Annotated in this window: 10 protein-coding genes; 7 read left to right on the top strand and 3 right to left on the bottom strand. The window is 63.4% G+C overall.

Features of this window, described 5'->3' with window-relative positions; translation table 11 throughout:
* Positions 1-61: 61 nt before the first annotated feature.
* Positions 62-1,447, bottom strand: a complete 1,386-nt coding sequence (ehuR, locus tag NKI52_RS21490) for a MocR-like ectoine utilization transcription factor EhuR (protein ID WP_352569064.1) — start codon at positions 1,445-1,447, stop codon at positions 62-64.
* Positions 1,448-1,529: 82 nt separating this feature from the next.
* Between ehuR and NKI52_RS21485 the strand changes: the two genes are divergently transcribed.
* The 5 genes from NKI52_RS21485 to NKI52_RS21465 all read left to right on the top strand — a co-directional run bounded on the left by NKI52_RS21485 (position 1,530) and on the right by NKI52_RS21465 (position 7,835).
* Positions 1,530-2,021 (top strand): Lrp/AsnC family transcriptional regulator, encoded by a 492-nt coding sequence (locus tag NKI52_RS21485; protein WP_352569063.1) that lies wholly within the window; start codon positions 1,530-1,532, stop codon positions 2,019-2,021.
* A gap of 415 nt (positions 2,022-2,436) precedes the next feature.
* Entirely contained in the window at positions 2,437-3,930 is a 1,494-nt protein-coding gene (locus NKI52_RS21480) for an NAD-dependent succinate-semialdehyde dehydrogenase (protein WP_352569062.1), read from the top strand.
* A 35-nt stretch (positions 3,931-3,965) separates the two neighbouring features.
* Positions 3,966-5,345 carry an aspartate aminotransferase family protein gene (locus tag NKI52_RS21475; RefSeq protein WP_352569061.1) on the top strand — a complete coding sequence of 460 codons (1,380 nt, stop codon included), beginning with the start codon at positions 3,966-3,968 and terminating at the stop codon, positions 5,343-5,345.
* Between the two features lie 9 nt (positions 5,346-5,354).
* Complete coding sequence (locus NKI52_RS21470; RefSeq protein ID WP_352569060.1) at positions 5,355-6,503, top strand: alcohol dehydrogenase family protein; 1,149 nt, start codon at positions 5,355-5,357, stop codon at positions 6,501-6,503.
* 219 nt (positions 6,504-6,722) lie between these two features.
* Positions 6,723-7,835, top strand: a complete 1,113-nt coding sequence (locus NKI52_RS21465; RefSeq protein ID WP_352569059.1) for a nucleotidyltransferase family protein — start codon at positions 6,723-6,725, stop codon at positions 7,833-7,835.
* 87 nt (positions 7,836-7,922) lie between these two features.
* Here NKI52_RS21465 and NKI52_RS21460 read toward each other — a convergent pair whose 3' ends face one another.
* Positions 7,923-9,299, bottom strand: a complete 1,377-nt coding sequence (locus NKI52_RS21460) for an aspartate aminotransferase family protein (RefSeq protein WP_352455373.1) — start codon at positions 9,297-9,299, stop codon at positions 7,923-7,925.
* 166 nt (positions 9,300-9,465) lie between these two features.
* Here NKI52_RS21460 and NKI52_RS21455 point away from each other — a divergent pair, with 166 nt between their 5' ends.
* Complete coding sequence (locus tag NKI52_RS21455; RefSeq protein ID WP_352699427.1) at positions 9,466-10,584, top strand: NAD(P)/FAD-dependent oxidoreductase; 1,119 nt, start codon at positions 9,466-9,468, stop codon at positions 10,582-10,584.
* 222 nt (positions 10,585-10,806) lie between these two features.
* Complete coding sequence (ftsZ, locus tag NKI52_RS21450; RefSeq protein ID WP_023677189.1) at positions 10,807-11,814, top strand: cell division protein FtsZ; 1,008 nt, start codon at positions 10,807-10,809, stop codon at positions 11,812-11,814.
* Positions 11,815-11,860: 46 nt separating this feature from the next.
* On the opposite strand, the gene NKI52_RS21445 is transcribed toward ftsZ, so the two are convergent.
* The gene (locus NKI52_RS21445) at positions 11,861-12,877 is read right to left on the bottom strand and encodes a phosphotransferase family protein (protein WP_352699498.1); all 1,017 of its coding nucleotides are present in this window, start codon (positions 12,875-12,877) and stop codon (positions 11,861-11,863) included.
* Positions 12,878-12,879 lie beyond the last annotated feature (2 nt).

Below are 12,879 nucleotides of genomic sequence, written 5' to 3'. Positions count from 1 at the left end.
ATCAAGAAAATAATATCATGACAATATTTCGGATTCCGCACAATTTCGCGCCATTTGTCGCCTAGATCGCAAGCAGGAGATGCTCGGGATCGCCGAGCAGAAGCTTGGTGACAACGCCGAGACCGGCACGCAGTTCCCCCTCCGTGGTCGAGCCCAGCGAAATCCGTACGGCTGGATGCCAAGGCATCTGCGAAATGCGAAACGACGTGCCGGGCGCGATCGCCACGCCCTGCAGGCGGGCCTGGGAAACAAAGCTTTCCTCACCGCGGTCATCGGGCAGTTGCAGCCAGATATGCAGCCCGTCGCGATGAGCCCGATAGTCCACTCCGGCGAGCACCTCGGCGGCGATGTCCAGACGCCGCCGCAAAGCCATACGCTGCCATCGAACGAGTTCCATCGCGGTGCCGTCGGTCACCCATTTGCTGGCGATCTCGGCCACCATCGGAGTCGCCATCCAGTTCGAGACCAGGTGGCGGTTGGCAACCGCGGCGACATAACGATCGGGCGCCGCGAGATAGCCGATGCGCAGGCCCGGCACCACGATTTTAGTGAAGGAGGTGACATACAGCGTGCGCTCGGGGGCAAACGCCGCGACGGGCGGCGGCCGATCCTCGACCAGCGGGCCGAGCACGTCGTTCTCGATGATGGCGATGTCGTGCCTGCGCGCCACCGCCGCGATCTGCTCGCGCCGGCCGGCATCCATCAGGGTGGCCGTAGGGTTGATCACCGACGGCTGCACGAACACGGCGCGGATGTCCGACAGCCGGCAGGCCTCGTCCAGCGCTTCCGGGATCAGCCCATTGTCGTCGATCGGCAAACCCTCGAGATTGAAGCCGAGATAACGCGCCAGCGGGATCAGCGTGTGGTGACCGATCGCCTCGGTGGCGACGGTCGAGCCGGGCGGCGCCACGCTCATCAGCGCCACTGTCATCCCTGCGGTGGCGCCGTTGGTCAGGCTGATGTTCTGCGGCGACGCGTCGAGGCCACAGAGGCGTAGCCACTCGACACCCACCGCGCGGTGGCGCGGGAACACCATGTTCGGCCTGAACGACAGTGCCGAGCTCGACGGCAGGTTTTCGGCGAGCCAGCCCAGCGCCTGCCTCAGCCGCTCCAGATGCATCGGTTCGCAGACCGGCTTCAGGATGGAGAGATCGATGACCTCGCCCAGCCGCTCCGGCAGATAGGGGGGCTCCGGCTCGCGGCGCTGTGTCTGCACGAAGCTGCCGCGGCCGACCTCGCCGGACACCAGCCCGCGGCGGATCAGCTCCTCATAGGCGCGGCTGACCGTCTGCACGGAAAGTTGCAGATCGTCAGCCAACTGCCGGTGCGTCGGCAATCGCGCACCGTTGGCCAGGCGCCCGTCATGGATGGCCCGCGCGAACTGGTCGGCGAGCGATTGATAGGCCGGCCGCCGGATAAGAGCGGGATCTGGTCGCCAAAATGTCATGACTTATTAGAGATCGAAATCAGTGCAATTGACAATCGAAATAATGCGCCGTCATGGTGTCCGGCACTGGAAGTGGGCGATCATGGCTGCAGCGAAACTCGATCCGATCGATATGAAAATCCTCGACGCCATCCAGCGCGACGGGCGCATCACCAAGCTGGCGCTGGCCGAGAAAGTCGGCCTGTCGCCGACGCCGTGCTGGATGCGGCTGCGCAAGCTGGAAAAGGCCGGCATCGTCTCGGGCTACCATGCCAGGATCGCCATGCGCGCCATCGCGCCGGTCGCTACCGTGCTGATGGAGGTGACGCTGGCTAGCCACCGCCAGGCCGACTTCGACCGTTTCGAGCGCGTCATCCGCGACATCCCCGAGATCGTCGCCTGCTGGTCTGTCGGCGGCGGCGTCGATTACCTGCTGAAGGTGATGGCGCGCGACATCGACGCCTATCAGCGGCTGGTCGACACTCTGCTCGAGCGCGAGATCGGCATCGACCGCTATTTCACCTATATCGTCACCAAGACGGTGAAGGAGGAGAGTGTGCTGCCGGTGGCGGACCTGTTGCCGGCGCAGTCGTGAGGTCGATCTGCCGGACCACACGTCTAGGAGATTGGTCGAGACATTTGTTGCTTCGTCATCCTGGGGCGAAGCAAGGAGCGAAGTGACGCGGCGCAGACCCCAGGATCCATTCCGTGACATCAGGGCGCCGCCACGGCGCAGAATTCTGCTCCGCTGCATTCCCTCTGCGAAGGTCACGGAATGGATCCCAGGGTCTCCGCGACGGAGCTTCGCTCCTGCTTCGCCCAGGGATGACGAGGCTGAGGAGGTGCAGCCAATCTCTCCACGGTTTGCTACAGTCTGACGTACGGCCGGAGAGATCGTCTGCCCGCTCGGTGCAATAGAGACAATCTCTCTACGTGCAGGCACGCAAACAGCCTCTCTGTTTGCGCGGCAGAGATAGTCTTGCGGCATCACCCGAACCGGGAGCCCGATGATGTCCGCACATTTTGCCCGCTCGCACCGCCATGAAGCGCTTGATCGCCTTGCCGACCGGCGGCTGCTGCGCGAACTCGCCTATGTCGCTGGCCACTGGACGGCGAGCGAGACCGCGGAGAGTTTCGAGGTGACCGATCCGGCCACCGGATCCACCGTCGCTTTCGTTGCCGCGCTCGATGCCCGGCAGACCACATTGGCGATCGATGCGGCATCGCGCGCCTTTCCTGCCTGGCGCGCATTGCTGCCGCAGGAACGGTCGAAAATCTTGCGAAAATGGTTCGATCTGATCGTCGCCGCCAAAAATGACCTGGCCCTGCTGATGACGCTAGAACAAGGCAAGCCGCTGAAGGAATCGCGCGGCGAGATCGACTACGCCGCCTCTTTTGTCGAATGGTATGCCGAGGAGGCCAAACGCCTCAACGCCGAAAGCGTCACCAGCCATCTGCCAAACGCCGAGATGGTGGTGCGACGCGAACCGCTTGGTGTCGTCGGCGTCGTCACCCCGTGGAATTTTCCCGCGGCCATGCTGACCCGCAAGGCGGCGGCCGCCCTCGCCGCCGGCTGCACCATCGTCGCGCATCCTTCCTCGGAAACGCCGCTGTCTGCACTGGCGTTGGCCGAGCTTGGCGAACGTGCCGGCCTGCCGGCTGGCGTGTTCAACGCCCTCACCGGCAGGGCTTCGATCATCGTCGGGCGGATGTGCGAAGACCCGCGGGTTCGCGCCATGAGCTTCACCGGCTCGACCGAGATCGGCAGGTTGATCGCCGCGCAAAGTGCGCCGACGATGAAGCGTCTGGTGATGGAGCTTGGCGGTCATGCGCCTCTGATCGTCTTCGCCGACGCCGATCTCGACAAGGCTGTGACCATCGCCGTCGACGCTAAATTCGCCACCTCCGGCCAGGACTGCCTCGCCGCCAACCGCATCTATGTCCAGCGTCCGATATACGATCGGTTCTGCGCTGCTTTCGCTAAACGCGTCGAGGCATTGCGGGCCGGCAATGGCCTCGCTGACGACACCGAAATCGGACCCTTGATGCACGAACGCGCGGTCAAGAAGGTCGAGGAGCAGGTGGCCGATGCGCTCGCCAAAGGCGCGCGTTGCCTGACCGGCGGCAAGCGCCATCCTGCCGGGCCGCTGTTCTACCAGCCGACCCTGCTGGCCGACGTTGGAGACGACGCTTTGATCATGCGCGAGGAGACCTTCGGTCCGGTTGCGGCAGTGACGCCTTTCGACAGCGAAGACGAAGTCGTCGCCCGCGCCAATGCGACAGAGTACGGCCTGGTCGCCTATGTCGTGACTGAAAACGGCGGTAGGCAATTGCGCATCGGCCGCGCGCTCGACTATGGCATGGTCGCCATCAACCGCGTCAAGATCACCGGCGCGCCGGTCCCGTTCGGCGGCGTCAAGCAGTCCGGCATCGGCCGCGAGGGCTCGCGTCACGGGCTCGAAGCCTTTACCGACTTCAAATATCTCTGCCTCGACGTGGCGTAACGCCCCGTCAGGCTTTTGCTTTCAAGGAGTAAAAAATGCTCGACCAGTCCAACGAACTCGCCGCCTGGGATCGCGATCATTTCTTCCATCCCTCGACCCATATGGGCACGCATGCGCGTGGCGAGAGCCCGACGCGTGTGATCGCCGGTGGCGAAGGCGTCACCATCTGGGACAATAACGGTCGCAAGAGCATCGATGCCTTCGCCGGGCTCTACTGCGTCAATGTCGGCTATGGCCGCCAGAAGATAGCCGACGCCATCGCCGCGCAGGCCAAGAACCTCGCCTATTACCACGCCTATGTCGGCCACGGCACCGAGGCATCGATCACGCTTTCCAAGATGATCATCGACCGCGCGCCGCAGGGCATGTCGAGGGTCTATTTCGGCCTCTCCGGTTCCGATGCCAACGAAACCAACATCAAGCTGATCTGGTACTACAACAACGTGCTCGGCCGGCCGGAGAAGAAAAAAATCATCTCGCGCTGGCGCGGCTATCACGGCTCCGGCATCATGACCGGATCGCTGACCGGCCTCGACCTGTTCCACAACGCCTTCGACCTGCCCCGCGCGCCGGTCCTGCACACCGAGGCGCCCTACTATTTCCGCCGCGCCGACCGCTCGCTGAGCGAGGAGCAGTTTTCGCAATACTGTGCCGACAAGCTCGAGGAGATGATCCTCGCCGAAGGGCCGGAAACAGTCGCTGCTTTCATCGGCGAGCCGATCCTCGGCACCGGCGGCATCGTGCCGCCGCCGGCCGGCTACTGGGTAAAGATCCAGGCGGTACTGAAGAAGTACGACGTGCTGCTGGTTGCTGACGAGGTCGTCACCGGCTTTGGCCGGCTGGGCACCATGTTCGGCTCCGACCATTACGGCATCAAGCCTGACCTGATCACCATCGCCAAGGGCCTGACCTCGGCCTATGCGCCGCTCTCCGGCGTCATAGTCTCAGACAAGGTCTGGCAGGTGCTCGTCCAAGGCTCCGACAAGCTCGGCTCGCTCGGCCATGGCTGGACCTATTCGGCGCACCCGATCTGCGTCGCCGCCGGCGTCGCCAACTTGGAACTGATCGACGAGATGGACCTAGTGCGGAACGCCGGCGAGACCGGCGCCTATCTCCGCGCCGAGCTGACGAAAGCCGTCGGCGGCCACAAAAACGTCGGCGAGGTGCGCGGCGACGGCATGCTGGCGGCGATCGAGTTCGTCGCCGACAAGAACGATCGCGTGTTCTTCGACGCCACGCAAAAAATCGGGCCGCAGGTCGCGACCACCCTTGCGGCAAGCGGCGTCATCGGCCGGGCCATGCCGCAGGGCGACATTCTCGGTTTCGCGCCGCCGCTCTGCCTCACCCGCGAAGAGGCCGACATCGTCGTGTCGAAAACAGCCGATGCGGTGAAAAGCGTGTTTGCCGACATCTGAAGAACCGACATGAATGCCATGACCAAGACCCTCCCCGCCACCATGGCCGCCGTGCAGCTGATCGGTCACGGCGGACCGGAAAAGCTCGTCTACCGCACCGATGTGAAAGTGCCCTCGCCCGCCCGGGGCGAAGTGCTGATCAAGGTCACCGCTTGCGGCATGAACAACACCGACGTCTGGGTGCGCCAGGGCGCCTATGGAACGGAGGAGGATGCCGCCGCTGTGTCGACCTGGCGTCGTCAGGGCAATACGCTGAGCTTCCCGCGCATCCAGGGCACCGACACGGTCGGCAACATCGTTGCCGTCGGCGACGGCGTGTCGCCGGCCCGCATCGGCGAGCGGGTGATGGTCGATTTCTCCATCTACAATCGCGACGACGATTCACTCGCCGACATCGACTATATGGGCCACGGTCGAGACGGCGGCTATGCCGAATACCAGGCGGTGCCTGCAGAGAATGCCCATGTCGTCGATACCGATCTGAGCGACGTCGAGCTTGCCACTTTCTGCTGCGCCTATCTCACCGGCGAGCAGATGCTGGAACGCGCCGCATTGAAGGCCGGCGAGCGTGTGCTGGTCACCGGCGCCTCGGGCGGCGTCGGCTCGGGCATCGTGCAGCTGGCGCGGGCGCGCGGCGCCATTCCCTATGCGGTTGCCGGCAAGGGCAAGGAACAGGCCGTGCGTGACATCGGCGCCGAGGCGGTGATCACCCGTGGCGTTGCCGATCTGCCGGCCGCCGTCAGCGCGGCGACCGGGGGCCAGCCGATCGACGTGGTGGCCGATCTGGTCGGCGGCGCGATCTTCAACGACCTCCTGCGCATCTTGAGGCCGGAAGGCCGCTATACCACGGCTGGTGCAATTGCCGGCCCGGTCGTGCAGCTGGATCTGCGCACCATGTATCTCAAACAGCTGCAACTGCATGGCTCGAGCCAGGGCACACGGGCGGATTTCCGCCGCATCGTGCGCTACATCGAGGAGAAGAAGATCCGGCCGCTGGTCGGCGGCGTCTACAAGCTGTCCGATTTCCATCGCGCCCAGGCGGATTTCATCGCCAAGGATTTCGTTGGCAAGCTGGTCGTCGTGCCGGATGCGATCGCCAAAATAGCGCGTCGACCAAAAACGCCTATGACAGGCTCGGGCCGTTCGCGGACGCGGTGAGGTCGAGCGCCACATCCAAGCAGCGTTTTCGTGATGGCTTTGTTTATCTGAATGAGCAAAACCCATTCTGATTTGGCTGCACGCCGGCAACAAGGATTCCTGACCCTCTCCTGCGGCGTTATAAGGTTTTCGCTATTTTCTTATAACTCCCGCTTGCGTCCCTTGAGGTCATGCCGCTATAAGAGAACCGCATTTTTCTTATAACCGGAGCCGCCTGACATGAAGACGGTCGACCTCGTTTACCGCACGATGTATGCGGAACTCGTCCAGCGATCCTTGGACGCAGCCTTCGAAACGGATTTCCCTACGACGGGCAATCTCGTCAAGGTGCCCGTCAAGGGCAAGGTATACTGGTATTTCGAGGAAACGCAGCCGACGAAGACGCGACGGTATGTCGGGCCTGACAGCGATCCCGAGATTGCAAAACGCGTCGAATCCTTCCGTCAGATCAAGGACGACCTCCGCGCCCGCAGGAAGCTGGTATCCACGCTCGTGCGCGAGGCAGGGCTGACAGAACCCGAAAGGTTCACCGGGGATGTCGTCGAGGCGCTGGGGAAGGCTGGCATCTTCCGCTTGCGCGGCGTCCTGGTCGGCACAGTCGCCTTTCAGTCCTACGCGGGCTATCTGGGCGTGAAGCTGCCCGGTGCAGCGTTGCAGACGGGCGATGCAGACTTCGCCCTATTCCATTCCGTGTCGGCCGCGGTCGAGGACAGCCTGCCGCCCATCCTCGAAATCTTGAGGGAGATCGACCCAACCTTCAGGGAAATCCCTTACAGATCAGATCCCGGACACGCGACGCAATTCGAGAACGCAGTCCGATACAAGGTCGAGTTCCTTACACCGAACACGGGCAGCGATGACTACGCCGATCATGCAACCTCGATGCCGTCTTTGGGCGGTGCATCCGCGCAGCCTCTTCGGTTTCTCGATTTCCTGATCCACGAACCAATCAGAACTGTGCTGCTGCATCGATCGGGAGTGCCTGTCGTGGTACCGTCGCCCGGACGATATGCGGTTCACAAGCTGATCGTTGCCTCGCGCCGACAGAACAACGCAAACGGCGTGGGCAAGCGGGAAAAGGATGTCCACCAGGCAGCACTTCTGGTCGAGGCACTGGAAGCTACCCGTCGCCAGGACGATCTCGCCATCGCGTTTTCGGAAGCGTGGGACAGGGGGAAACATTGGCGTGAAGCGATACAAAAAGGACTTGGCTTGATTCCCCAGAAACAGCGTGGCGACGTCGAGGCGACGATCGTCAACGCACTTTCAGGAATCGGCGAGGAACTGGAAGGATTCAGCGGCTCATCTGCGAAAACAAAGCACGGAGACTAAACGGCAGCAACGGGTGTGGAGGGTAACCTTCTGCCAGCCGTCGCCGAGGCGTTTTTGTTTTCAGGTTTCAAAATCGACTTTGCCTATTCAGCTCTGCGATCGGACCTGCTTGACGGCAGCCTCGAGCGACCGTTCAAACGCGTCGATCACCTGGTCGACCTGCGGCTCGGTGATGATCAGCGGCGGGCAGAAGGCCAGCGCGTCGCCCATATTGCGCGAGATGACGCCGTTCTGCTGCATGAAGCCGTTGACGAGCCCGCCCAGTTCACCGGTCTTCCCCCACGGCGTCTTGTTTGCCTTGTCGCCGACCAGCTCGACCGCCGCGACCAGGCCGATGCCGCGCACCTCGCCGACAAGCGGGTGCGAAGCGAGCGTGCGCAGCCGCTTCTGCAAATGCGCGCCGACCGCACGCGCATTGCCGACAAGGTCGCGCTCCTCGATCAGCTTCAGGTTCTCGAGCGCGACCGCTGCCGCAACAGGATGGCCGCCGCCGGTGAAACCGTGGCCGAAGGTGCCGATACGGTTGCTCTCGTCGGCGATCGGCTCGAATACCTTGTCATTGATCAGCAGGGCTGAGATCGGCAGGTAGGACGAAGAGATCTGTTTCGACAACACCATGATGTCGGGCCTGATGCCGAAGGTCTGCGAGCCGAACATCTCACCTGTTCGGCCAAAGCCGCAGATCACCTCGTCGGCGATGAGCAGGATGTCGTATCTCGATAGCACCGCCTGTATCTTCTCCCAGTAGCCGGCCGGCGGAACGATGACGCCGCCGGCGCCCATGATCGGTTCGCCGAAAAAGGCGGCGATGGTTTCCGGTCCTTCGGCGAGGATCAGCTTTTCCAGCTCGTCGGCGAGCCGCGTCGAAAACAGCTCTTCGCTTTCACCCGGCAGCGCCTCGCGCCAATGGTGCGGCGTCGAGGTGTGCAGCACATTGGCGATCGGCAGATCGAACGAAGTGTGGTTGTTGGGCAGTCCGGTCAGGCTTGCCGAGGCGATGGTGACGCCGTGATAGCCCTTCTTGCGGCTGATGATCTTCTTGCGCGCCGGCTGGCCGAGCGCATTCGACCGGTACCAGATCATCTTCATGGCCGTATCGTTGGCCTCGGAGCCGGAATTGGTGAAATACGCCTTGCTCATCGGCACCGGCGCCATCTGCACCAGTCTCTCGGCGAGATCGATCAGCGGCGAATGCGATTTGGAGCCGAAATCGTGATAGTAAGGCAGCTTCGACATTTGCCGTACTGCCGCATCGACCAGCCGCTTCTCCGAAAAACCGACCGCGACGCTCCAGAGCCCCGCCATCGCCTCGATATAGCGGTTGCCGGCAAGGTCCTCGACATAGATGCCGTCGCCCTTCTCGATGACGAGCGGCCCCGACTCCTGATGCTTGCGCGCATTCGTATAGCCATGCATGTGAAAGCTTATGTCGCGGGCTTCGGGTGAATTCGGTCTTGCGTCCATGACGGCTCCTGTGCTGCACGCGGAACAGTCCTGCCGCCGGTCCGGCTCAGCAGGTCCCCGTGCGTTATGCCGTTTGATGCATCTTTCTCGAACGGTATAGTGTCAAGCGCTTTCGACAGGGCCAGCGGATGGATGGACGCATGCAGAACTTCGGCTTGACCTGACCGTGGACCATGTCGACTGCATTGTCGCCGGCGCCGGCGTTGTTGGCCTGGCGATCGCGCGAGAGATGGCGCAGCGCGGCATCGATACGCTGGTCCTGGAAGCCGAGAGCGCTATCGGCACCGGAACAAGTTCGCGCAATTCCGAGGTCATCCATGCCGGCCTCCACTATCCGGTTGGATCGCTGAAAGCCCGGTTCTGCGTGGCCGGCCGGGAAAGACTCTATCGCTATTGCGAGGAGCGGGCGATCCCGCACGCGCGCTGCGGGAAGCTCATCGTTGCCACAAATGCCGAACAGGAGCCGGTGCTCGCCTCAATCCGGGCCAATGCACGCGCTTGCGGCGCCGGCGACCTGGTGCCGTTGCGCGAAGCCGAGGCGCATGCGCTGGAGCCCAGCCTTAAGTGCACGGCGGCGCTGCTGTCGCCCGCCACCGGCATCATCGACAGCCATGCCCTGATGCTCGCCCTGTTGGGCGACGCCGAGGAGCACGGGGCGGCACTTAGTCTCAACACGCGCATCGCCTCCGGCCGCATCGAAGCAGGCCGCGTCGTGCTCGAGACGGTGGACGCTGCCGGCGGCGAGCGCTTCGAGATCGCCACTCCGCGTTTCGTCAATGCCGCCGGGCTTGGCGCCGCAGCACTTGCCGGTTCGCTTGAAGGGCTCAATCAGCAATTCGTGCCAAAGCTCCATTATGCCAAGGGCAATTATTTTTCGGTGGCCGGCCGGGCGCCGTTCTCGCGATTGGTCTATCCGGTGCCCGAACCCGGCGGGCTCGGTGTTCATCTGACGCTCGACCTCAATGGCGTCGCCCGCTTCGGGCCGGACGTCGAATGGACCGATCAACTCGACTACCGCGTCGACCCGGCTCGTGGCGAGCGCTTCTACAGCGAGATCCGCAAATACTGGCCGGACCTGGCCGATGGCAGCCTGCAACCCGCTTACAGCGGCATCCGGCCAAAACTGTCCGGTCCCGGTGAGGCCAATGCCGACTTCGTCGTCCAGGACGTGGCGGTGCACGGCGTGGATAGCCTGGTCAACCTGTTCGGCATCGAAAGCCCCGGCCTGACCTCCTGCCTGACGATTGCCGACCATGTCGCGCAGTGCCTCGCGCCGAAGTTGTAGCGTGCGGCGCCCCGCGCCGCGATCTGCACTGTATCAAGGCGCATTGCGTGAACTTTCAGACGCAAGTCCCCTATGAGGCACATCGCGCACTTGCAGCCCGCTCCGCGCTCTGATTCCCTGCATTCTGGGGCTGTCCTGATTCGCACTGCCCGGTTCAGAGTTTTCGCAGTGCGCCCGGGACAAGCTTCCAGCGACCACTCGGCGTATCCAGGGAGAACGGCAATGAACACCGCGACGAGGCCGGTAATCTCGGAGATGAGGCCCAAGATCACCGTCGTCGGGGTCGGCGGCGGCGGCGGCAACGCCGTCAACAACATGATCGCCGAAGGCCTGCAGGGCGCGGAATTCATCGTCGCCAACACCGATGCCCAGGCCCTTGCCATGTCGAAGGCAACGAGGCTGATCCAGTTGGGCGCTCATATCACCGAAGGTCTCGGCGCCGGGTCCCTGCCCGAGGTCGGCCGTGCTGCGGCCGTGGAATCCATCGACGAGATCATGGATCACCTTGCTGGAACGCACATGTGCTTCGTGACCGCCGGCATGGGAGGCGGAACCGGCACTGGTGCCGCGCCTGTGATAGCGCAGGCAGCGCGGGCAGCCGGAATACTGACCGTTGCCGTCGTCACCAAGCCATTCGTCTTCGAAGGCAGGCGCCGCATGTACGCTGCCGATGAGGGCATCGAGCGCCTGCGCGAAAGCGCCGATACCGTCATCGTCATTCCCAACCAGAACCTGTTCAGGATCGCCGACGCCAGAACCACGTTCGCCGACGCCTTCGCCATGGCCGACCGGGTCCTCTATGCGGGTGTCGGCTGCATCACCGATCTGATCGTCAAGGAAGGCCTGATCAATCTCGACTTCGCCGATGTGAAGTCGGTGATGCGCGACATGGGCCGCGCCATGATGGGAACCGGCGAAGCCGCCGGAGAAGGCCGCGCCAAGAAGGCAGCGGAAGCGGCAATCGCCAACCCGCTGCTCGACGAAGCTTCGATGATGGGCGCCAAGGGCGTCCTTGTCTCGATATCGGGCGGCATGGACATGACGCTGTTCGAGGTCGACGAAGCCGCTACCCGCATCCGCGAGGAGGTCGACAACGATGCCGACATCATCGTCGGCGCCATCTTCGACAAGGCACTCGCCGGAAAATTCAGGGTGTCGGTCGTGGCGACCGGCTTGCGGCGTGGCCTGGAGATTCCACTGCTTGCCGAACCGGAAGTTCGCATGAACTGAACAGCGTTATCGCGTGCGGTTCGCTCAGCTGATTGCCAGCCTCGCGTCACCACGGCCGCGCGCCGTCGATGACTTCCATAGCGCGTGCAGCAAAACGGCCGGCCAGCGGTGCCACGTCGGCCGCATCGGCCGCAACCGCGCTGCCGGCCAGCACGCGGTCGGCGATGCCGACGAAGATCACGGCAAAGCGGAACATGGCAAACACCAGATGGAACCGCTGGAGCGGCGCCGTCGGCACGGCGTGGGCGAAGTAATGATCGAGGAATTCGCGCTGTGTCGGAATCCCGAGGGCTGCCTGATCAAGGCCGAGGATGCCGCCATATTCGTCCGATGAGGAATGCCAGGGCATCGAGCAGAAGCCGAGATCAGCAAGCGGATGGCCGAGGGTCGATAACTCCCAGTCGAGTATGCCGATCACCTCGGGCCGCTCGGGATGGAAGATGAGATTGCCGAGACGGAAATCGCCATGCGCGATCGAAACGTGGCCGTCATCTGGCGGAAGATGTCGCGGCAGCCATTCGGCGACGGCTTCGAGCGCGGCAATGCGCTCACTCGGCGATTCCCGCAACTGTCTGGTCCAGCGCGCGATCTGTCGCTCAAAATAGTTCCCGGGACGGCCATAGTCGCCGAGCCCAACCTCTTCCGGCCGGACGGCGTGCAGCTTTGCCAGCGCCTCGGCCATGCCGAAATAGATGCCGCGCCGCTCGTCCGGCGTCAGTCCCGGCAACGCGCCATCGTGGAACACCCGGCCGTCGAGCCGCTGCATCAGATAGAACGGCGTGCCGAGCGGCTCGTCGCCGTCGTGATAGAGCACCGGCCGCGGCACCGGCACCTTTGTCGATGCTAGCGCCTCGATCACACGGTACTCGCGATCGACCGCATGAGCGCCGCGCAGGATCGGTCCCGGAGGTTTCTTGCGCAGAACCATGCGGCGGCCGCCATAGTCGACGAAATAGGTCGGGTTGGATTGGCCGCCGACGATCCGCTCAAGCGACATCTGGCCATCGCCAAAATGCGCTCTCAGAAAATCCTCCAGGCGTACTGGATCGAAATCCATCCTCATTG

Origin of the sequence: Mesorhizobium sp. M0590 (assembly GCF_040320905.1) — a bacterium.
Taxonomy (GTDB): Bacteria; Pseudomonadota; Alphaproteobacteria; order Rhizobiales; family Rhizobiaceae; genus Mesorhizobium.
The sequence above is the reverse complement of the archived record's forward strand: the minus strand, read 5'-3'. Positions and strand labels throughout refer to the sequence as shown.

Excerpts from the sequence above, each read along its gene's own strand:
- NKI52_RS21475 (WP_352569061.1), top strand. The coding sequence starts at position 3,966 with ATGCTCGACCAGTCCAACGAACTCGCCGCCTGGGATCGCGATCATTTC.
- NKI52_RS21460 (WP_352455373.1), bottom strand. The coding sequence starts at position 9,299 with ATGGACGCAAGACCGAATTCACCCGAAGCCCGCGACATAAGCTTTCAC.
- ftsZ (WP_023677189.1), top strand. The coding sequence starts at position 10,807 with ATGAACACCGCGACGAGGCCGGTAATCTCGGAGATGAGGCCCAAGATC.
- ehuR (WP_352569064.1), bottom strand. The coding sequence starts at position 1,447 with ATGACATTTTGGCGACCAGATCCCGCTCTTATCCGGCGGCCGGCCTAT.
- NKI52_RS21470 (WP_352569060.1), top strand. The coding sequence starts at position 5,355 with ATGAATGCCATGACCAAGACCCTCCCCGCCACCATGGCCGCCGTGCAG.
- NKI52_RS21465 (WP_352569059.1), top strand. The coding sequence starts at position 6,723 with ATGAAGACGGTCGACCTCGTTTACCGCACGATGTATGCGGAACTCGTC.
- NKI52_RS21445 (WP_352699498.1), bottom strand. The coding sequence starts at position 12,877 with ATGAGGATGGATTTCGATCCAGTACGCCTGGAGGATTTTCTGAGAGCG.
- NKI52_RS21485 (WP_352569063.1), top strand. The coding sequence starts at position 1,530 with ATGGCTGCAGCGAAACTCGATCCGATCGATATGAAAATCCTCGACGCC.
- NKI52_RS21480 (WP_352569062.1), top strand. The coding sequence starts at position 2,437 with ATGTCCGCACATTTTGCCCGCTCGCACCGCCATGAAGCGCTTGATCGC.